Source organism: Bordetella sp. 02P26C-1 (genome assembly GCF_009763255.1).
GTDB lineage: Bacteria > Pseudomonadota > Gammaproteobacteria > Burkholderiales > Burkholderiaceae_B > Bordetella_A.
Genome location: NZ_WSJB01000032.1, coordinates 98,726 through 119,790 on the forward strand (window position 1 = coordinate 98,726; position 21,065 = coordinate 119,790).

The 21,065-nt window shown below is 61.2% G+C and carries 16 protein-coding genes; 10 read left to right on the forward strand and 6 right to left on the reverse strand.

The annotated features are described in order from the left end of the window. Genes GOQ28_RS16900 through GOQ28_RS16910 form a run of 3 tightly spaced genes read left to right on the forward strand, consistent with a single transcriptional unit; the run spans window position 1 to window position 3,373 of the window. The gene (locus GOQ28_RS16900) at window positions 1–972 is read left to right on the forward strand and encodes a tripartite tricarboxylate transporter substrate binding protein (RefSeq protein WP_202109761.1); all 972 of its coding nucleotides are present in this window, start codon (window positions 1–3) and stop codon (window positions 970–972) included. Continuing rightward, a complete protein-coding gene (locus GOQ28_RS16905) occupies window positions 969–2,207 on the forward strand; it encodes a CaiB/BaiF CoA transferase family protein (protein ID WP_160357283.1) in 1,239 nt (412 codons plus the stop codon). The genes GOQ28_RS16900 and GOQ28_RS16905 overlap by 4 nt, the downstream gene beginning before the upstream one ends. Next, entirely contained in the window at window positions 2,207–3,373 is a 1,167-nt protein-coding gene (locus tag GOQ28_RS16910) for an acyl-CoA dehydrogenase family protein (protein WP_160357284.1), read from the forward strand. Before GOQ28_RS16905 ends, GOQ28_RS16910 begins: the two co-directional genes overlap by 1 nt. A gap of 30 nt (window positions 3,374–3,403) precedes the next feature. Here the strand turns inward: GOQ28_RS16910 and GOQ28_RS16915 are convergent, their stop codons facing one another. From GOQ28_RS16915 to aceE, 4 genes are read right to left on the reverse strand one after another with little or no spacing between them, the layout of a single operon-like run. Beyond that, window positions 3,404–4,138 carry an IclR family transcriptional regulator gene (locus GOQ28_RS16915; RefSeq protein ID WP_160349512.1) on the reverse strand — a complete coding sequence of 245 codons (735 nt, stop codon included), beginning with the start codon at window positions 4,136–4,138 and terminating at the stop codon, window positions 3,404–3,406. A 26-nt stretch (window positions 4,139–4,164) separates the two neighbouring features. Continuing rightward, entirely contained in the window at window positions 4,165–6,003 is a 1,839-nt protein-coding gene (gene lpdA / locus GOQ28_RS16920; protein WP_160357285.1) for a dihydrolipoyl dehydrogenase, read from the reverse strand. A gap of 9 nt (window positions 6,004–6,012) precedes the next feature. After that, complete coding sequence (aceF, locus tag GOQ28_RS16925; protein WP_160357286.1) at window positions 6,013–7,737, reverse strand: dihydrolipoyllysine-residue acetyltransferase; 1,725 nt, start codon at window positions 7,735–7,737, stop codon at window positions 6,013–6,015. Between the two features lie 12 nt (window positions 7,738–7,749). Continuing rightward, window positions 7,750–10,455 carry a pyruvate dehydrogenase (acetyl-transferring), homodimeric type gene (gene aceE, locus GOQ28_RS16930; RefSeq protein WP_160349515.1) on the reverse strand — a complete coding sequence of 902 codons (2,706 nt, stop codon included), beginning with the start codon at window positions 10,453–10,455 and terminating at the stop codon, window positions 7,750–7,752. 309 nt (window positions 10,456–10,764) lie between these two features. On the opposite strand from aceE, the gene GOQ28_RS16935 reads away from it, so the two are divergent. From GOQ28_RS16935 to GOQ28_RS16955, 5 genes are all read left to right on the forward strand, one after another. After that, on the forward strand, window positions 10,765–12,519 hold the full coding sequence (locus GOQ28_RS16935; protein ID WP_160349516.1) for a PAS domain-containing sensor histidine kinase: 1,755 nt from the start codon (window positions 10,765–10,767) through the stop codon (window positions 12,517–12,519). Then, window positions 12,516–13,142: a response regulator transcription factor gene (locus GOQ28_RS16940; protein ID WP_160349517.1), complete on the forward strand. Its 627-nt coding sequence runs from the start codon at window positions 12,516–12,518 to the stop codon at window positions 13,140–13,142. The genes GOQ28_RS16935 and GOQ28_RS16940 overlap by 4 nt, the downstream gene beginning before the upstream one ends. Then, window positions 13,139–14,023 carry a bifunctional methylenetetrahydrofolate dehydrogenase/methenyltetrahydrofolate cyclohydrolase FolD gene (gene folD, locus GOQ28_RS16945; protein WP_160349518.1) on the forward strand — a complete coding sequence of 295 codons (885 nt, stop codon included), beginning with the start codon at window positions 13,139–13,141 and terminating at the stop codon, window positions 14,021–14,023. The genes GOQ28_RS16940 and folD overlap by 4 nt, the downstream gene beginning before the upstream one ends. A gap of 81 nt (window positions 14,024–14,104) precedes the next feature. Continuing rightward, entirely contained in the window at window positions 14,105–16,171 is a 2,067-nt protein-coding gene (locus tag GOQ28_RS16950; RefSeq protein ID WP_160357287.1) for a M3 family metallopeptidase, read from the forward strand. 111 nt (window positions 16,172–16,282) lie between these two features. Further along, window positions 16,283–16,897: an SCO family protein gene (locus GOQ28_RS16955; protein WP_160357288.1), complete on the forward strand. Its 615-nt coding sequence runs from the start codon at window positions 16,283–16,285 to the stop codon at window positions 16,895–16,897. Here the strand turns inward: GOQ28_RS16955 and GOQ28_RS16960 are convergent. Continuing rightward, window positions 16,894–17,388: an Lrp/AsnC family transcriptional regulator gene (locus tag GOQ28_RS16960; RefSeq protein WP_160357289.1), complete on the reverse strand. Its 495-nt coding sequence runs from the start codon at window positions 17,386–17,388 to the stop codon at window positions 16,894–16,896. The genes GOQ28_RS16955 and GOQ28_RS16960 overlap by 4 nt on opposite strands. Before the next feature lie 105 nt (window positions 17,389–17,493). On the opposite strand from GOQ28_RS16960, the gene GOQ28_RS16965 reads away from it, so the two are divergent. After that, window positions 17,494–19,041 carry an aminotransferase class V-fold PLP-dependent enzyme gene (locus GOQ28_RS16965; protein WP_160357290.1) on the forward strand — a complete coding sequence of 516 codons (1,548 nt, stop codon included), beginning with the start codon at window positions 17,494–17,496 and terminating at the stop codon, window positions 19,039–19,041. A 106-nt stretch (window positions 19,042–19,147) separates the two neighbouring features. Beyond that, on the forward strand, window positions 19,148–19,399 hold the full coding sequence (locus GOQ28_RS16970) for a GlsB/YeaQ/YmgE family stress response membrane protein (RefSeq protein WP_160349523.1): 252 nt from the start codon (window positions 19,148–19,150) through the stop codon (window positions 19,397–19,399). Window positions 19,400–19,570: 171 nt separating this feature from the next. On the opposite strand, the gene GOQ28_RS16975 is transcribed toward GOQ28_RS16970, so the two are convergent. Then, the gene (locus GOQ28_RS16975; RefSeq protein WP_160357291.1) at window positions 19,571–21,061 is read right to left on the reverse strand and encodes an efflux transporter outer membrane subunit; all 1,491 of its coding nucleotides are present in this window, start codon (window positions 21,059–21,061) and stop codon (window positions 19,571–19,573) included. Window positions 21,062–21,065 lie beyond the last annotated feature (4 nt).

Genomic DNA, 21,065 nt, shown 5'->3' on the forward strand with positions numbered 1-21,065 from the left:
ATGCTTTTACGCAGCCTACGCGCCGCGATGCTTTGCAGTGCCGCCATCGTCTCATTAGCCGCCGCGCCGGTTCAGGCGGCTTACCCCGATAAACCCGTCAGCCTCATCGTGCCCTTCCCCGCAGGGTCCGGCACCGATGCAGTGGGACGCATCTTCGCCGCCGAACTGGGCAACCTCCTGGGGCAACAGGTCGTGGTCGAGAACAAGCCCGGCGCCAACGCCACCATCGCCGCGCAGTACGTAGCGCGTGCCAAGCCCGACGGGTACACCTTGTTTGTGACGACCAACACCTCGCATTCGGCAGCGCCTTTCCTCATGAAGAGCGTGTCCTACGACCCCGTCAAGGATTTCACGCCCATCGCGCGTGGCGGCAACCTGCCCTTCATTCTCGTCACCAATCCCAAGCAGCCCTATAAGAGTGTTGAAGAGCTGATCGAGTATGCCCGCAAGAATCCGGGCAAGGTCTCGTATGCCAGTGGCAACAGCACCGGGATCGTTGCTGGAGCAACCTTGGCGCGACGCGCTGACATCGACTTGCTGCATGTGCCCTACAAAGGCACGCCTCAGGCCCTGACAGACTTGGTCGGCGGGCAGGTGGACATGATGTTTACCGACCTGGCGTCGGGCTTGCCCTTTGTGCAGTCGGGTCAGTTGCGGGCGTTGGCAGTATCGACCGCGCAACGCAGCGATATTGTTCCTGATTTGCCGTCGATGAAAGAAGCCGGCGTGGAGAATTTCGACCTTAATTCCTGGAACGGCTACTTTGGACCGGCGGGCCTGCCGCCTGAGGTCGTGAGCAAGCTGAACGCGGCGATCAATCAGATCGTCGCAAATCCGGAGACGAAAAAACGCCTGGCCCAGCTAGGGTTTGACGCCTTTAGCGGGACCCCGGAGAGCTTTGCGGAGTTCGTCAGTGAACAACGCGACTTGTGGGGCAATTTGATTAAAGACGCAGGCATACAGGCACAATGACTCAACTCGCTTCTACCGGCCACGGACCCCTGGCCGGCATACGCATACTGGACCTGAGTTCCGTCGTGATGGGCCCGTATGCCACGCAGGTGTTGGGGGATCTGGGTGCTGACATCATCAAGGTCGAGTCCCCCGATGGCGACAATATGCGGGCCGTCGGCCCCATGCGGCATCCCGGCATGGGGCATCTGTATCTACACTTGAATCGCAACAAGCGATCCATCGTGCTGGATCTGAAAAACGAGGCGGGGCGTGAGGCTTGTTTGCGCTTGGCGCAGAGCTGCGATGTGCTGCTCTACAACATCAGGCCTCAGGCCATGGCGCGCTTGGGTTTGTCCTATGAGGCGGTCCGCGCGCGCAACCCGCGCCTGGTGTATGTCGGCGCGTACGGATTCAGCGAGGCCGGCCCCTACGCCGGGCGGCCGGCGTATGACGACCTGATTCAAGGGCAAACCGGGATTGCGCATCTGATCCAGCAGCAAAGCGGAGATGTACCGCGCTATGCGCCCTTGACGCTGGCCGATCGTGCCGTCGGCCTGCATGTGGCCATCGCGATGGTGTCAGCGGTGCTGCATGCGCGGCAACGCGGCGAGGGACAGTCCGTCGAGATACCCATGTTCGAGGGCATGGCGCATCTGGTCTTGGGCGATCATCTGGGCGGCGCGACGTTTGAGCCGCCGCTGGGCAGCACTGGCTATGCCCGGCTGCTGGCGGCGCATCGACGACCGTATGCGACGTCGGACGGCTATATCTGCCTGTTGATCTACAACGACAAACATTGGCGCAGTTTCTTCAAGCTGATTGGCCGTCCCGAGCTGGCGCAAGATCCCCGCTTTTGCAATCACACCGCCCGGGCGCAGCACATCGATGAAGCCTATGCCTTTTTGGCCGAGGTCATGCGCACCCGTTCCAGCGCCGAATGGCTGGCGGATTTAGCACAAGCCGATATCCCCTCTGCGCGGCTGTATTCCGTGGATGACCTTATCGAGGATCCGCACCTGCGCGCGACCGGGTTTATCTGCGAACAGCAGCATCCGAGTGAGGGGCACCTACGCACGCCCGCACCGCTGGGGCGATATACCGGAACGCCCACCTCTATTCGTCGCCCGGCTCCCCGCCTGGGAGAACACAGCAGAGAGATTCTGCGCGAGGCCGGCTGCACGGACGCGGAGATCGATGCATTGATCGCGGCACGCGCCACCGCCGATATCTCGCTCAACAAAGGAAGCATTTGATGGACTTCGTGTTTTCGACTGATCAGCTCGCCTTGCGTGATGCCATTGAACGTATCTGTGCCCGTTATCCCGACGACTATTGGCGGGAACGCGATCGAGATGGAGGCTTCCCGCATGAGCTGCACGCCGATTTAGCGCGTGACGGTTGGCTGGGCATAGCCATGCCGGAGGAACTAGGCGGCGCGGGGCTGGGAATGACGGAGGCGGCGCTGATGATGCAGACGATCGCCGCTTCGGGAGCGGGATTTTCCGGGGCCTCGGCGGTACACATGAATATCTTCGGGCTTAACCCCGTCGTGGTGTTTGGCTCGGACGAGCAGCGGCATCGGTGGCTCGGGCCGTTGATCGCCGGACAAGAGAAAGCCTGCTTTGCGGTCACTGAACCCGATGCGGGATTGGACACCACCAAGCTATCGACCCGCGCGCAACGTCAAGGTGACGAGTACATCGTGCACGGCCGCAAAATCTGGATTTCGACGGCGCAGGTGGCGCAAAAGATGCTGTTGCTTGCGCGGACGACGCCTCTGTCCGAGGTGTCCAAGCCCACGCAAGGGCTATCGCTGTTCTACACCGACCTGGACCGCGAGCGTGTTGAAGTGCGCGAGATCGAGAAGATGGGGCGGCACGCGGTCGACTCGAACATGCTGTTTATTGATGGCTTGCGTATCCCTGTGGCCGATCGCATCGGCGAGGAAGGGCGGGGCTTTGAGTACATCCTGCATGGTATGAACCCCGAACGGATCCTGATCGCGGCAGAGGCGGTGGGCATCGGACGCGCGGCGCTGGATCGGGCGGTCAAATATGCGGGCGAACGCACGGTGTTCGGCCGGCCCATTGGTCAGAACCAAGGCATACAACATCCGCTGGCGCAGGCCTGGATGCAACTCGAGGCCGCGAATCTGATGGTATTCAAAGCGGCCAGCCTGTATGACGCTGGCTTGCCTTGCGGGCCGTTTGCCAATACGGCAAAGTACCTGGCGGCCGAGGCTGGGCATAACGCCTGTCAGACGGCGATTCTGACCTTAGGCGGCATGGGTTATGCCAAGGAATACCAGGTCGAAAGATTGCTGCGGGAAAGCTATATCGCCCGTATCGCACCGGTCAGCCCACAGTTGATCATGTGCTTTATCGCGGAGAAAGTGCTGGGCTTGCCGAAGTCGTATTAGCCCGCCCACGCCTCGGGGAACCCACTGCCCTCAAACTTGTTCAAGGGCAGTGCATGCCGCCCTGAGCACGCTGGCGCACTCTTCCTGACGGGGTTCCAAGCGATACACCGGTCCCCCCACGGAAATCGCATACGTTTCGCCCGATAAGGTCAGCGGCCACGCCAGCGCACATACATCGGGGATCGATTCGCCCAGGTTCATAAACCAACCACGCTCGCGCGACGCGGTCAGATCCGCGTCAATCGCTTTGATGGTGGTCAACGTGCGTTCGTTATAACGTGTCAGCGGATAGCTCTTGAGCAACGCGTGCCTTGCTGTGGGGTCCATGACGGACAACAAGGCTTTGCCTAATGAATTCGCGTGCGCCTCACGAAATTCGCCAGCCACAGGCGCGTAGCGGATCGTGTGGGGGGAGTCGAGCACTTCCAGGTAGACCACCTTGCCTTCCGTGCTGAGCTTGGCAAACACAATGGTTTCGCGCGTGGCCTCGCGCAGCTCCAGCAATGTGGGATACACACGATCAAGCACCGGGTCGGCCGCGGCAATGCGTTGCGCCATCGCCAGCAGCCTGCCGGTCGGGTAATAGCCTTGACGCCGGCCGGTCTCGTAGAGATAGCCTAAGTCCACCAGCGTACGTATCAACGCCAGACAGCTGGACACCGGCACGCCCAACAGGCGCGCCAGTTCCGATAAAGGCAATGCGCGTCGCTCGCGAGCATAAGTTTCTATGATCTCGATGACGCGCAGTGCGGTCTTGACGCTCATGGCACGGCAGACGGGCTACGCCCGCCTTACTTCTTGCGCACGGGTGGCAAGTCGGTGCACACGCCCTCGGCGACTTCCGCGGCCATGCCCACCGATTCGCCCAGCGTGGGATGCGGATGGATGGTCTTGGCGATATCCACCATATCCGCGCCCATCTCGATCGCCAACGCAATCTCGCTGATCAGATCGCCGGCATGCGTGCCCACGATGCCACCGCCCAGGATGCGATGCGTTTCGGCGTCGAACAAGAGCTTGGTAAAGCCCTCGTCGCGACCGTTGGCAATCGCACGACCTGAAGCGGCCCACGGGAACAGGCCCTTCTCGACCTTGATGCCCTGCTTCTTGGCTTCGTCTTCCGTCAGACCCACCCAGGCCACTTCCGGATCGGTATAGGCCACCGACGGAATGACACGGGCGTCGAAGAATGACTTCTGGCCAGCGGCGGCTTCGGCAGCGACGTGACCTTCGTGTACGGCCTTGTGCGCCAGCATAGGCTGACCCACGATGTCGCCAATCGCAAAGATATGCTCGACGTTCGTGCGCATCTGGCGGTCGACTTCGATAAAGCCGCGATCGGTCACCGCGATGCCCGCCTTGTCAGCGGCGATCTTCTTGCCGTTGGGGCTGCGGCCAACCGCTTGCAGAACCAGGTCATAGCGCTGCGGCTCTTTCGGCGCGCCCTCGCCTTCGAACGTGACGTAGATGCCGTCCTTCTTGGCCTCGGCGCCCACGGTCTTGGTCTTGAGCATGATGTTGTCAAAGCGATGGGCATTCATCTTCTGCCACACTTTGACGAGGTCGCGATCGGCGCCCTGCATCAAGCCGTCTTGCATTTCCACCACGTCCAGGCGTGCGCCCAGCGTGGAATACACAGTGCCCATTTCCAGGCCGATAATCCCGCCGCCGATGATCAGCATTTTTTTCGGAACTTCGCGCAATTGCAACGCGCCGGTCGAGTCCACGATACGTGCATCATCGGGCAAGAACGGCAGCTTCACCGACTGGCTGCCAGCGGCGATGATGGCGTTCTTGAAACGGATCGTCTGAGTCTTGCCATCTGCGCTCTTGACCGACAGATGATGCGGATCGGCGAACTCGCCTACGCCGGTCACGACCTTGACCTTGCGGGCCTTGGCCATGCCTGCCAAACCACCAGTCAGCTTGGCGACCACGCTGTCTTTGTAGCCACGCAGCTTGTCCAGATCGATCTTGGGTTCGCCGAAACTGATGCCATGCGCGGCCAGGGCGCGAGCCTCGTCAATCACAGCGGCGTTGTGCAACAGCGCCTTGGACGGAATGCAGCCTACATTCAGGCACACGCCGCCCAGCGTGTCGTAACGTTCGACCAGCACAACGGACAAGCCGAGGTCGGCCGCGCGGAACGCAGCGGAGTATCCGCCGGGGCCCGCGCCCAGGACCAGCACATCGCATTCTTGATCGGCCGAGCCGGAATACGAAGCAGCGGCGGGAGCCGCGGCTTTCTCGCCCGATGGCTGGCTGGCGGATGCTTTTCCGCCATCAGCCTTTTTATCGCCTTCGGCGGCCTTGGCCTTCTCCGCCGACTTGTCCGATTCGGCATTCTTGCCAGCGGCAGCGCTCTTGTCGTCCGACTTGCCAGCCGAAGCCTGCGCCTCGACTTGCAGAATCACCGCACCTTCACCGACCTTGTCGCCGACCTTGACCTTGACCGACTTGACCACGCCGCCGGCGGAGGCAGGGATCTCCATCGAGGCCTTGTCGGATTCAACCGTGATCAGGCTTTGTTCAGCCTCGATCGTATCGCCTTCGGCGACCAGCACTTCAATGACTTCCACTTCCTTGAAGTCACCGATATCCGGCACCTTGATATCCACTAGATTGCTCATGAAGCCCCCTTACAGCACGATGCGGCGGAAATCCGCCAGCAATTGGCCCAGGTACGCGTTAAAGCGCGCGGCAGCAGCGCCATCGATCACGCGGTGATCGTAAGACAGCGACAGCGGCACGATCAGGCGCGGGACGAACTGCTTGCCGTCCCAAACGGGCTTGTGCGCGGAACGCGACACGCCCAGGATGGCGACTTCCGGAGCATTGATGATGGGCGTGAAGTGCGTGCCGCCAATTCCACCAAGCGACGAGATCGAGAAGCAGCCGCCTTGCATTTCTGCGGGCGAAATCTTGCCGTCGCGGGCTTTCTTGGACAGCTCGCCCATTTCCTTGGCGATTTCCAGGATGCCTTTTTTGTCGGCGTCACGGATCACCGGCACCACCAGGCCATTAGGCGTATCGGCGGCGAAACCGATGTGGTAGTACTGCTTGTAGATCAGCTGATCGCCATCGAGCGAAGCGTTGAACTCAGGGAATTTCTTCAGCGCGGCAACCACGGCCTTGATCAGGAAGGCAAGCATGGTGACCTTGACGCCGGCCTTCTCGTTTTCCTTGTTCAGGGTCACGCGGAAGGCTTCCAGGTCGGTGATGTCCGCTTCGTCGTTGTTGGTGACGTGCGGGATCATGACCCAGTTGCGATGCAGATTCGCGCCGGAGATCTTCTTGATACGCGACAGCGGCTTGGCCTCGACCGGGCCAAACTTGGTGAAGTCGATCTGCGGCCACGGCAAGAGACCGAGCGCAGCGCCACTATCGCCGCCCGCCGGTGCGGCAGCGGCGGCGGGGGCCGACAACGCCTGTTTGACGAAAGCGCGTACGTCATCAGCCGTGATACGTTCCTTCGGACCGGAACCCTTGACCTTGCTCAGATTGACGCCCAGTTCGCGCGCGAATTTGCGCACGGAAGGCGATGCGTGCGGCAACTGACCCGGCTTCAAGCCTGGGTCTTCCAAGGATGCAGTGGGCGATGCCTTCGTAGCAGGCGCGGACGTGGAGGCCGAAGCGGACTTGGCCGACTCGGCTTTGGCAGGCTGGGCAGCCGGCTTGTCCTCGTCAGAGGACTTGGCAGCCGGCTCGGCCTTGGCAGGTGCCTCTTGCGCACCGCCCTCGCCTTCGACCAGCACGATGACCGAGCCCTTGTTGACTTTGTCGCCAACCTTGACCTTGACTTCCTTGACCACACCGCCCGCAGACGAGGGGATCTCCATGGAAGCCTTGTCGGATTCGACCGTCATCAGGCTTTGATCGGCTTCGATGGTGTCGCCAACGTTGACCAGAACCTCGATGACCTCGACTTCCTTGAAGTCGCCGATATCCGGCACCGTAACCTCGACTACCCCGCCAGACTTGGCTTTCTTGCTGTCAGCGGCGGGAGCGTCGGCCTTGGCTTCCTTTTCCTCGGCTTTGGCAGCGGGTTTATCCTCGGCTTTCTCGGCAGCGGCGGCTTTATCGTCGCCGCCCTTATCGGCAGGAGCTGCCTCGGCCTTTTCGCCCGCAGCCTCCACTTCCAGAATCACCGAACCTTCGCCGATCTTGTCGCCCACCTTTACCTTGACGGACTTCACCACGCCGCCAGCGGAGGCCGGGATTTCCATCGAGGCTTTGTCGGACTCAACCGTAATCAGGCTCTGATCGGCCTCGATCGTGTCGCCAGCCGACACCAGGACCTCGATGACTTCGACTTCTTTGAAATCACCGATGTCGGGTACCTTAATTTCCACGAGTGTGCTCATGTCTGTTTACCTTCAAGCGTGGTGCGGGTTGGCTTTTTCCGGATTGATGCCGTATTTCTTGATCGCTTCGGAAAGCTTGGCAGCCGGGATCTTGCCTTCATCGGCCAGGGCGCGCAAGGCGGCCAGTACGACGAAATGGCGGTTGACCTCGAAGTGCTCGCGCAGCTTGGAGCGGAAATCCGAACGGCCATAGCCATCGGTACCCAGCACGCGATAGGTGCGATCCTTGGGCACGAACGGGCGGATCTGGTCGGCGAACAACTTCATGTAGTCGGTCGACGCGATGATCGGGCCTTCGCTCTTTTCGAGCTGCTGCGTGACGTACGGCACTTGCGGCTTGGCTTCCGGGTGCAGCAGGTTGTGGCGATCCACATCCAGACCGTCGCGACGCAACTCGGTAAAGCTCGTCACGCTCCATACATCGGAGGCCACGCCCCAATCCGATTCCAGCAGCTCTTGCGCGGCCATGACTTCGCGCAAGATGGTGCCAGAGCCCATCAGCTGTACGCGCAGCTTGCTCTTGCCGTGCGACTTCAGCTTGTACATGCCCTTGATGATGCCTTCCTCGTCGCCGGCGGTCAGGCCCGGCTGCGGGTAGTTTTCGTTCATCACCGTCAGGTAGTAGTACACATTCTCCTGGTCTTCGACCATGCGCTTCAAACCGTGCTGGATGATCACAGCCAATTCGTGCGCGAACGTCGGGTCGTAGGACACGCAGTTCGGGATGGTCGAGGCCAGGATGTGGCTGTGACCGTCTTCGTGCTGCAGACCTTCGCCGTTCAAGGTCGTACGACCAGCCGTGCCGCCCAGCAGGAAGCCACGCGCCTGCATATCACCCGCGGCCCAGGCCAGATCGCCAATGCGCTGGAACCCGAACATCGAGTAATAAATAAAGAACGGGATCATGATGCGGTTATTCGTCGAGTACGACGTCGCCGCCGCGATCCACGAGCTCATGGCACCGGCTTCGTTGATGCCTTCCTGCAGCAGCTGACCGTTGGCCGCTTCCTTGTAGTACATGACCTGATCTTTATCGACCGGGATGTACTTCTGGCCTTCAGGCGCGTAAATCCCGATCTGGCGGAACAGGCCTTCCATACCGAAGGTACGCGATTCATCGGCCAGGATAGGCACGACGCGAGGACCGACTTCCTTGTCGCGCAGGATCTGGTTCAGCACGCGCACGAAGGCTTGCGTGGTCGAGATCTCGCGGCCTTCGGAGGTGGGTTCGAGCACGGACTTGAACGCTTCCAGCGCGGGGGCCTTGAGCTGTTCGTCGGCCTTCACGCGGCGCTTGGGCAGGTAGCCGCCCAGCGCTTTGCGACGCTCGTGCATGTACTGCATTTCGGGCGCGTCTTCAGCCGGCTTGTAGTACGGCAGTTTTTCCAGCTGATCGTCCGGAATCGGGATCGCGAAACGGTCGCGGAATTCGCGGATCGATTCCAGCTCGAGTTTCTTTTGCTGGTGGGTGGGGTTCTTGGCCTGACCCACCTGACCCATGCCGTAGCCCTTGATGGTCTTGGCCAGGATGACGGTCGGCTGACCTTCATGCGTGGTCGCTGCCTTGAAGGCCGCGTAGACCTTGTGCGGATCGTGGCCGCCGCGGTTCAAGCGCCAGATGTCCTCGTCGCTCATGCGAGAGACGGCTTCCAGCAGTTTCGGGTGCTTGCCAAAGAAGTGTTCGCGCACGAACTTGCCGTCGTTGGCCTTGTACGCCTGGTACTCGCCGTCGACGGTTTCTTCCATGATCTTGCGCAGGATGCCTTCTTTGTCCGTCGCAAGAAGCGGATCCCAATAACCACCCCAGATCAGCTTGATCACGTTCCAGCCCGAACCGCGGAAATCGCCTTCGAGTTCCTGGATGATCTTGCCGTTACCACGCACCGGGCCGTCCAGGCGCTGCAGGTTGCAGTTGATGACGAAGATCAGGTTGTCGAGCTTTTCGCGCGCGGCCAGCGAGATCGCGCCCAGGGATTCGGGCTCGTCCATTTCGCCGTCGCCGCAGAATACCCAGACCTTGCGCTTGCTGGTGTCAGCGATGCCGCGAGCGTGCAGGTATTTCAGGAAACGCGCCTGATAAATCGCCATCAGCGGGCCCAAGCCCATCGACACGGTCGGGAATTGCCAGAATTCCGGCATCAGCTTCGGGTGCGGATACGAGGGCAGACCCTTGCCATCGACTTCCTGACGGAAATAGTCGAGCTGTTCGGCGGTCAGACGGCCTTCGAGGTACGCACGCGCGTACATACCGGGCGAGGTGTGGCCCTGGAAGTAAACCAGGTCGCCACCGTGCTCGGCGTCATCCGCGTGCCAGAAATGGTTCTGACCCGTTTCGATCATCGTCGCCAACGAGGCGAACGAGGCGATGTGGCCGCCGAGGTCGCCGCCATCGGGCGGATTATGTTTGTTCGCCTTGACGACCGTCGCCATGGCATTCCAGCGCACGTACGAACGGATCCGGTTTTCCAGTTCCAGATTGCCCGGATGTGCGGGCTCCAGGCCCGGCGGGATGGTGTTCACATACGCGGTGTTGGGCGAAAACGGGATGTGCGCCCCGGAGCGGCGAGCCTCGTCAATCAGGCGTTCCAGCAAGTAATGCGCACGCTGGGGGCCTTCGCGATCGAGAACGGCAGCCAGGGCCTCAAGCCACTCTTGGGTTTCCAGAGCGTCGTCGTCGTTGGCGGCAGATAGCGCGCTAGCCTGGTTGTTAGAGGACATCGTGGTCTCCTTTGGGAGTCTGAGCAGGCCCGATCCATGATTCAGCTGGGTCGGGCAATCCAATAATCCGGCTCCTGGCCGGGCGTCTTGCGCCTAAACGGTCAATGCTATCGCGTAAGGCTTTAATACGAAAACGCGAAGATTAACCCGTTCGGAGGAAAATTTCATGTTGCGGTACGGAATTTCATAATATGAAAAACACCTGTATTTCGGTTTAGAATATGCGTGCCGTGTAACGCGTGCCGCCTGCACTGGCCCCACAGAGCCGTAACACGCTCTAAAATGCCCGCTCCACACGTCGCTTCCGTCATGTCCAGCCCCGTCAAATCGAGCATCCCGAACTCCTTTCACGACCATGCGCGCAGTCGCCGCCGTGGCGTGTACTGGATCACGCCGGCCGTCGTACTGATTCTGTACCTGTGCGTGATGGGCGCCTTTTTCTGGCTGCAACGCATGCATGGCGACAGCGTCATGTTCGTCACCATCGACCAGGAAGTGCGCCAGCAGCGCCTGACGTGGCTGGTGATCGCGCTGTCTTGCGTCATCATCATCAGCTTGCTGATGCTGTGGCGCTATACCCGGTTCCGTTCGACCGCCGAAGCGGCACTGATCGCCGAGACGGGTTTTCGCCGCGCCATGGAAAACTCCATGTCCACCGGGATGCGCGTACTCGACATGGAAGGCCGCATCGCCTATGTGAACCCGGCGTTTTGCCGCATGATAGGCTGGAACGAGGCCGACCTGATCGGCCGCAGCCCGCCCTTCCCTTACTGGGTGCCGGGTCGCCACGAACAACACCAGCATACGCTAGACCTGCTGACTTCCGGCAAAACCCCCAGCAGTGGCCTGGAAATCGAGGCGCAGCGGCGCGACGGCTCGCGATTCACGGCGCGCATGTATGTATCGCCCCTGTTGGACCCGAACGGCACGCAGATCGGCTGGATGACCTCCATGACCGATATTACGGAGCCCAAACGCATCCGCGAAGCCCTCACCGCCGCGCACGAACGCTTCATGACCGTGCTCGAGGGGCTGGACGATGCGATCTCGGTGACGGCCGACACCGCCGATGGCCTGGAGCTGCTATTCGCCAATCGCACCTATCGGCGCGTATTCGGCGCGCAAACAGGTGGCCACGAAGAGCTGCTCGCGCAGCGCCGGGGTCGATTCACCGACGAAGCCGTCGAAATCTTCGCCCCCTCGGTGCAACGTTGGTTCGAGGTCCACCACCGCATGCTGGCCTGGACCGATGGCCGCCGCGTGCGCATGCAGGTCGCCCGTGACATCACCGAACGCCGCGTTCACGAGGAAGCCTCGCGCGTGCAACAAGAGAAAATCCAGCTGACCAGCCGCCTCACCACCATGGGTGAAATGGCTTCGTCGCTCGCGCACGAGCTGAATCAACCGCTGACCGCCATTGCTAACTACAGTATGGGCGCCGTGGCGTTAGTCAAGGCCGGTCACACCAGCCCGACCATGCTGCTGCCCGCCCTGGAAAAAGCCGCCGCGCAGGCCGAACGAGCGGGCAAAATCATCAGCCGCATCCGCGAATTCGTCAAACGCAGCGAGCCGCGCCGTCAGCGCGTGGCGGTTGGCCGCATCGTCGATAACGCCATCGGTTTTGCCGAGATCGACGCGCGTAAACGCCGCATCCGCATCGAGTCCTTTGTTCCGTCCAACGCACCGGCCGTGCTCGCCGACCCGATTTTGATCGAACAGGTCTTGCTGAATCTGTTAAAAAACGGCCTGGAAGCGATGGAGAACAGCGAGTCAGACGAGTTGAAAGTCGCCGTCATTCCCCACGATCAGCATATCGAGGTGGCCGTTGTCGATCGGGGCCACGGGTTGACCGACCCCGAGCGACTGTTCGAACCGTTCTTCAGCACCAAATCCCAGGGTTTGGGGATGGGGCTCAATATCTGCCGTACGATTATCGAGTCGCATCATGGCCGCCTCTGGGCGGATCCGAATCCCGCCGGCGGTACTATTTTCCGCTTTACCTTGCCCTGCGCCGCGCCCGAGCCGGCCGCGCAGAGTGATCAGTCCGAGGAGTTGCACGCATGAACACCCCCCTACAGTCGAGCACGGTATTCATAGTTGATGACGACGAAGCGGTACGCGATTCGCTGCGCTGGCTGCTCGAAGCCAACGGCTACCGTGTGCGCGCGTTTGCCAGCGGCGAATCGTTCCTGGATGAATATGACGCGTCGCAGGTTGGCGTGCTGATTGCCGACGTGCGCATGCCCGGCATGAGCGGTCTCGAATTGCAAGAGCAACTGATCGCCCGCAAGGCGCCCCTGCCCATCGTGTTCATCACCGGCCACGGCGACGTGCCGATGGCGGTGTCCACAATGAAGAAAGGCGCGGTGGATTTTCTGGAAAAGCCGTTCAACGAATCGGATCTGCGCGAAATCGTCGCCCGCATGTTGGAGCAGGCCACGCAGCGCGTCAGCCAGTTCCAAGCCCAAAAGGACCACGAGGCCATGCTCGCCCGCCTGACCGCGCGCGAACAGCAGGTGCTCGAACGCATCGTGGCGGGGCGCCTGAATAAACAAATCGCCGACGATCTCGGCATCAGCATCAAAACGGTGGAGGCGCACCGCGCCAACATCATGGAAAAACTTGAAGTCACTACAGTTGCCGACCTCATGAAGGTCGCACTGGCAAAACCCGAGGCACACGCATGACCCAGCAGGACCCCAACACGTCCGCCCAATCGGGCGCACGCATCATCGACGGCACCGCGCTGTCGCAACGCATACGCGAAGACGTCGCACAACGCGTGCAAGCCCTCGCCGCCCGGGGCGTGCGTCCCGGCCTGGCGGTCGTGCTGGTGGGCGAAGACCCGGCCTCGCAAGTCTATGTGCGCAATAAAGTCGCCGCTTGCGAAAAAGCCGGCCTGCATTCGGTGAAAGAGCAATATCCGGCCGATATGACCGAGGCCGAGCTGCTGTCGCGCATCGACGCCTTGAACCGCGACCCGGCCATCCACGGCATTCTGGTGCAGCTGCCGCTGCCGCCGCATATGAACAGCCACAAGGTCATCGAAGCGATCTCCGCCGAGAAAGACGTGGACGGCTTTCACATCAGCAACGCCGGTCTGCTCATGACCGGCCAGCCGCTGTTCCGTCCGTGCACGCCCTACGGCGTCATGAAGATGCTGGAATCCGAGGGCGTGGCCCTGCGCGGTGCGGAAGCCGTCATCGTGGGCGCGAGCAACATCGTCGGCAAGCCCATGGCGATGCTGCTGCTGCAAGCCGGCGCCACCATCACCATCTGTAACTCCAAAACCCGCGATCTGGCCGCCCAAACGCGCCGCGCCGATGTACTAGTGGTTGCTACCGGCAAACCTGGCATGATCGATGGCAGCATGATCAAGCCGGGCGCGGTTGTCATTGACGTGGGTATCAATCGCGGCGCCGATGGCAAGCTCTGTGGCGACGTGGATTTCGCCTCCGCGCGTCAAGTTGCTGGCGCCATTACGCCCGTACCGGGCGGCGTGGGCCCGATGACCATCGCGATGCTGTTGGTCAATACTGTAGAAGCCGCGGAACGCGTCGCTGGCTGATTGCCCGCGGCGACAAGCACTTGCCTTTTGGGCAAGTGCCCCCATCCTAGAGATATCTCGTCTCTTTCGCTGCGTCCTCCCATGACCCAAAATCCCCTGCTTGCTCCCGTCTCAGATCTGATCGACTACGCTGCCGTGCAGCCCGCCCACATCGTGCCGGCGATCGAAACCTTGCTGGAGGGCGCACGTGAGGCGGTCGACGCCGCAGCCGACGAGAGCCTGCCGGCGACGTGGGAGGCCGTTGTACAACCCTTGGATACCGCCTCTGAACGCCTGTGGCGCGCCTGGTCGGTGGCCGGGCATCTGAATGCGGTCGTCAACACGCCGGAACTGCGCGAGGCCTATAATGCTGCGCTCCCCTTGGTGACGGAGTTCTCGACCTGGGTAGGTCTGCACGAAGGCCTCTACAAGCAATATCAACGTCTGCATGCCGCTGCCGATTTTGCGCAATGGGATCCCGTGCGCCGTCGCGTGATCGAGCTGGCGTTGCGCGATTTCCGCTTGAGCGGCGTGGAGCTGCAAGGCGAGGCGCGTGAACGCTATGCCGTGATCTCCGACCGTGAAGCGCAGGTTTCGCAGAAGTTCTCCGAAAACGTGCTCGACGCGATCGATGCGTGGTCGCTTTACATCGAAGACGAATCGCGTCTGGCGGGTCTGCCGGCCGACGTGCTTCGGGCCACCCGCCAGGCCGCCGAAGAAGACGACCGCAGCGGCTGGAAGCTCACGCTCAAGATGCCTTGCTATCTGCCCGTCATGCAGTACGCGAAAGACCGCGACCTGCGCGCGCAAATGTATCGCGCCTACGGCACGGTGGCTTCCGAGCAAGGTGAAACGCGCTTTGATAACTCGCCTCTGATCGAGGAGCTGTTGTCGCTGCGCGCCGAGGAATCTAGGCTATTGGGCTATGGCACCTTCGCCGCCTTGCGCCTGCAGACGCGTATGGCGCGCGACGCGGATGAAGTGACCACATTCCTGCGCGATCTGGCTTCGCGCGCGCGGCCCTACGCGGAACGCGATCTCGCTGAGCTTAAGGCCTTCGCCGCCAGCGAGCTGGGCCTGGAATCGCTGGAACCCTGGGACGTCCCCTACGCGGCGGAACGCCTGCGTGAATCGCGTTACGCGTATTCCGAAGACGAGATCAAACAGTACTTCACCGAGCCGCGCGTGCTGCAAGGCCTGTTCGACGTGGCCGAGTCGCTGTTCAACGTGCGCCTGCGTCCAACCGACGTGTCCTGCTGGCATGCCGATGCGCGTGGCGTGCGCGTCGAAACCCCGGATGGCGCGCTGATCGGTCATCTTTATCTGGACTTGTACGCCCGTTCCGGCAAGCAAAGCGGCGCATGGGTCGATAGCGAACGCAGCCGTCGTCGCGTCGGTGATCGGGTGCAAACGCCCGTGGTGTATCTAACGTGCAACTTCGCACGCCCAGGCGACGGCAAACCCGCGCTGCTCACGCACGACGACGTGATCACGCTATTTCACGAATCCGGCCACGCGTTGCACGCGTTGTTGTCGGAAGTCGATGAACCGGGTGCCTCGGCCTTCTCCGCTGTCGAGTGGGACGCGATCGAGCTGCCTTCCCAGTTCATGGAGAATTTCTGCTGGGAATGGCCCGTCGTCCAACGCTTGTCCGCGCATGTAGAAACCGGCGAACCGTTGCCACGTACGCTCTATGACAAGCTGGTTGCCGCGCGCAATTTCCAAAGCGGCATGCAGACGGTGCGCCAGATCGAGTTCGCGCTCTTCGATATGCTGCTGCATAGCCGCGCGAACGGCGCCAGCATTCAGGAAACGCTGGCATTGCTCGAGGAAGTGCGCAAAGAAGTCGCCGTGCTGTTCCCGCCCGCGTGGCATCGGTTCCCCCACGCTTTCTCGCATTTGTTCGCGGGCGGCTATGGCGCGGGTTACTACAGCTACAAATGGGCCGAGGTATTGTCAGCCGATGCCTACGAGGCCTTCGAAGAAGCCGCTGCCGCGGCTGGCGCGGACAACGCGATTGGCACCTTGGACGCCTCCACCGGCGCCCGTTTCCGCAAGGAGATCCTGGCGGTAGGCGGCGCGCGTCCCGCGGCGGAATCGTTCGAGGCTTTCCGTGGCCGTGCGCCGCGCATCGACGCGCTGCTGCGTCATAGCGGCATGGCCGGATAATTCGGTAGCGAAGTCTCCAACGCGGGTGCGAACGGTGGCCTATTGGCCCACCCGCGTTAGAATCCCAGGCATTACCGTGACCTCCGACGCCTGTCGCGTCCCGAATCCAAGATGCCTGCATCGTTCACTGGCCGTTTCTGGCGCGCTCTCCTCTTCGTGACTTGCACGTTGCTCGCCGCTTGCGGCGACCGTGCGGTTAACTGGACGCTGTATGACGTCAAGGGACACTTGCCTGACCTGAAATTTTCATTGTCGGGCGCAGGCGGCCAGACAATCACCAGCGATCAGCTCAAGGGCAAAACCGTTATGCTGTTTTTTGGCTACGCGAGCTGCCCCGACATCTGTCCCACCACGATGGCGCAATTGAGCTCGGTGATCGAACAATTGGGCGATGACGCGCGCGATGTACGCATTGTGTTCGTCAGCGTTGATCCGCACCGTGATACGCCCGACAAGCTGCAAGCCTACGTCGATGCCTTTAATCGACAAGCCATTGGCGTCACTGGCGCCGAAAAACAGATTGCGGATCTGGCGCGTCGGTATCGGGTCGCTTATCAGATCGAAAAGCCCCGTCCTGGTGACTCGGCCGAGACGTACGACGTCACGCATAGCCGTGGCGTTTATATTTTCGACAATAAAGGCCGGGCGCGGCTGTTGGCCTCGGATACCGACAGCACGGAAGCAATTGTCAAAGACGTCCGTCAGCTAGTCGACATCACGCGCTAAGCTGCCGCGTCGTCCAACAGACGCAGATCTGGCGGGCGGTTGTCAATAATGGCCTCCATGCTGAAGAACCCCGTCACCGCGGTCAATTCGAAACCCGTGATCAAACGCTGATAAAAGCGGTCGTAGCCCGCCATGCCTCGGCACGCGACCTTGATCAGATAATCCCAGTCGCCGCCAATTCGATAGAACCCGGTTACCTCCGGCAAGCGCTCGACATGCTGGCGGAATTCGTCGGCCCACTCCTTCGCATGCCGGCTGGTGCGTATCATCACGAAGACCGTCAGATCCAGGCCCAGCGCCACCAAATTAACCTGTGCGCGGGTGCCTTCAATGACGCCGCAGCTGTTTAACCGTTGCAGGCGGCGCCAGCACGCATTTTGCGAAAGACCCACCCGATCGGCCAGTTCACGCTGGGACAAGGCCCCATCCTTTTGCAGGGCGGAGATGATAGCCATATCAAGCTTATCAATTTTTTCCATATTCTCGTTCATATGACCCGTTTTTAAGCGAATCACGCAAAAAATAGGTGATGTTTCAAATTTTCGTCCATCGTATGATATCCAGGACCTTTTCGCATGACCTAGCGCCTGAATTAGATGGACACCTACACCGCCGCAGCCCCTGCAACGCTTAGCGTTTTGCAGCAGTTTCAAGCTTCCCTGAATGCATCGGATTCCACCTTTGCGCATGAATCCGGCTCCCCCCAGTCTCCGGCCTCACTCCCTGGCCCGGCCCACGAACTCACACAGTCCCTCGCCAAAGGGCTGATCGGTCACAACGCCATAGTTCCCGGTCCGTTCGGACCCAAGCCGATGGTGTACGCCGACTATGTCGCCTCGGGTCGCGCGCTGATGCAAGTCGAGCAATTCGTGCTCGAACACGTGCTGCCTTACTACGCCAATTCGCACACCGAAGCATCGTACTGTGGCGGCTACATCACGCGCCTGCGCCGCGAGGCGCGCGCGGCCATCGCTCGCTGCTGCGGCGCTTCGGCCGAGCATGCGGTGATCTTTGCAGGCTCTGGCGCGACCGCCGGGATCAATCGGCTGGTGAATCTGTTGGGCGTCAAGGCGGCGGTCGCCGAGGGCCGCGCGGCGCGCGTCATCATCGGCCCCTATGAGCACCATTCCAATATCCTGCCCTGGCGCGAAAGCGGCGCCGAATTGATCGTTCTGCCCGAATGCGAACACGGCGGTCCGGATCGCGACGCGCTGGCCGCTGCCTTGAAAGCGCCGTCCGACACGCTAGTGATTTGCGCATTTTCCGCGGCCTCTAACGTAACCGGCATCGTGGCCGACGTGGCCGGCATTACCCGCCAGGTCAAGCAGGCCGGCGCGAAAATGGTGTGGGACTATGCAGGCGGTGCGCCCTATTTGCCCATCACGATGATGCCCGACGCCGACGCGCCTATCGACGCGCTCGTTTTCTCGCCTCATAAATTCATCGGCGGCCCGGGCGCATCCGGCGTACTCATCGTACGACGCGACGCCGTCACCACCGCCAAGCCGACGTGGGCAGGCGGTGGCACGGTGAAATTCGTATCGCCCACGGGCCATGACTACAGCGACAGTCTGGAATCGCGCGAGGAAGCCGGCACCCCCAACGTCATCGGCGATATTCGCGCCGCATTGGCGCTCTTGGTCAAGGAGTCCATTGGCGAAGCCTATTTCAAGGATCGGCAAGCGGAATTGGTGCAACGCGCGCTGGAAAAGTGGAAGAACGTGCCCAACCTGGAATTGCTAGGCTCCTTGACGGCGCAACGTCTGCCGATCTTTTCCTTCCGTGTGCGTCATCCCGCTGGCGGCCTCGTGCATCAACAGCTCGTCACCCGCATGCTGAGCGACCGTTTCGGTATCCAGGCCCGGGGCGGATGCGCATGCGCAGGCCCCTACGTTCATGATCTGCTCGACATCGAGCCCGAGGAATCCGCGCGCATACGCGAGGCGATTCTGTCCGGCAACGAGATCGAAAAGCCAGGCTTCACGCGACTGAACCTGAGCATCCTGCTCGACGACGCCAAGGTCGAATTCATCCTGAATTCGGTCGCGACGCTGGCTGCTGATGCCTCGCAATACGTGGATCAATATACGTTCGATCCCAGCCGCGCGATCTTCACGCCGCTGGCGAATAGAGCGGAAGTTTGATGCATTAAAAGTGTTGTTCGTAGACGCCAAATACGTGTTGTTACACCGCGCTTCGCCACGATGAGTATGATCAAAACGTTACCCACCGCCTGAGAGGAGTACACGTATGAGCATCATCATCATGATCATCGTTGGCTTTGTCGTCGGTCTGATCGCGCGCGCGATCATGCCCGGGGATCAATCCATGGGCATCATCATGACAACTATTCTAGGGATCATCGGCGCGGTCGTTGCCGGATTTTTAGGGCAGGCGATGGGGTGGTACGAGCCGGGCGAGCCCGCAGGATGGATTGGCTCGGTGGTAGGCGCCATCATCGTGCTGTTCGTCGTGGGTCTGGTGACGAAAAAACGAGCATAACGCGCCAGTCTCGCGCCCACAGGCGCATGATTGCAAAAACGGGCGGTTTCTTCACGAAGCCGCCCGTTTTCATTTTCGGTACAAAGCTGTCTCGCAACCTGCTCGCACGTCAGTGGCATGACGGCCCGGGCGCGGGATGGGCAGGCTGTACCCTTGCAATGAACAGCCCTTTCAGCGCTCCCCAGGTGCGACCGCAGCACCTGTCCCCTGCTCGGGCTGAGATGCGATGGTTGACTCTGTCCAGCCCCCGCCCAGTACCCGATACAAGGTCACGAGATTGGTCAAACGCGCGAGCCGCGTCTCGACCATGGTCTGTTGTGCCGTGTAGAGCGAACGCTGCGAATCCAACACGCTCAGATAGTCATCAATGCCTTGATCGAAACGCGATTGCGACAAGTCATAGGCGCGCTGGTAAGCAGCGACCAAGAGCCCCTGGGCTTCGATCTGATTTTCCAACGTGCCCTGCCCGGCCAGGGCGTCGGCGACTTCACGGAATGCAACCTGGATGGCGCGCTCATACTGCGCAATTTGGATGTTCTTGCGTACCTTGGCGACATCCAGCTCCGCTCTGAGCGCCCCGCCAGCGAAAATCGGTACGGAGATCGATGGTGCAAAGCTCCACGCACCCGAACCCGCATCGAACAAGCCGCCCAGACTGCTGCTGGCCGTACCGGCGCTGCCTGTCAGGCTGATCCTCGGGAAAAACGCGGCACGTGCCGCGCCGATATAAGCATTGGCGCCACGCAGCTGATGTTCGGCCGCGCGAATATCCGGCCGCCGCATCAACAAATCGGAAGGCAGGCCCGGAGGTAATGCCGATGGCACGACGTTATCGGGCAGGGTCTTGGCCTGGTTCAATCTGGCGGCAATATCTTCCGGCAATGGCTGGCCGGCCAACAGCACCAGTGCATTGCGGTCCTGCGCGACACGCCGCGTGTACTCCGCCTGATTACGCTGCGCGGTACGCAACGAGGCCTCGGCTTGGCTGAGATCCAGCGCGGTCGCAACACCCAAGTCATAGCTTTGCTTGACGAGATCGTACGACTGTTGCTGCGAGGCCAGCGTCGACTGGGTCAACGCCAACAGTTCTTGATCGGCGCGCAGCGTTAAATAGGCAGAGGCCGTTTCCGCGATCAACGCCAGCTGCGCGGCAATACGGGTCTCATCCTGCGCCAGATAGTTCTCCAGCGCCTGATCGCTCAGGCTACGGATACGTCCAAACAGATCCAGTTCCCACGAAGCCGCGGCACCGACCTGGTAGGATCGGTTAATGGCGCTGCTGCCCGTGCTGCTCAGATCCGCGGGCACACGCTGTACCGATCCTTCGCCGCCCACGCCGACCGAAGGAAGAACATCAGCACGTTGAATACGATATTGCGCGCGCGCCTGTTCCACATTCAATGCAGCAACGCGCAGATCGCGGTTCGCCGAAAGCGCCATGGAGATCAGTTGCTGTAGCAACGGGTCGGCGTAGAAATCACGCCACCCTATATCCGCGACCGGCGCCTGCGCGGCCGGCCCCTGAGCCGGACGCGGCGGCACATACGCCTCCCCCGCGGGATATGTGGCGCTGACAGGGGAGACCGGCCGCTCGTAAGTCGGCGCCAACGAGCAGCCCGCCAGGGCCGCGGTCAGCGCGGCCAGCATAAAAGGTCTATGCATGATG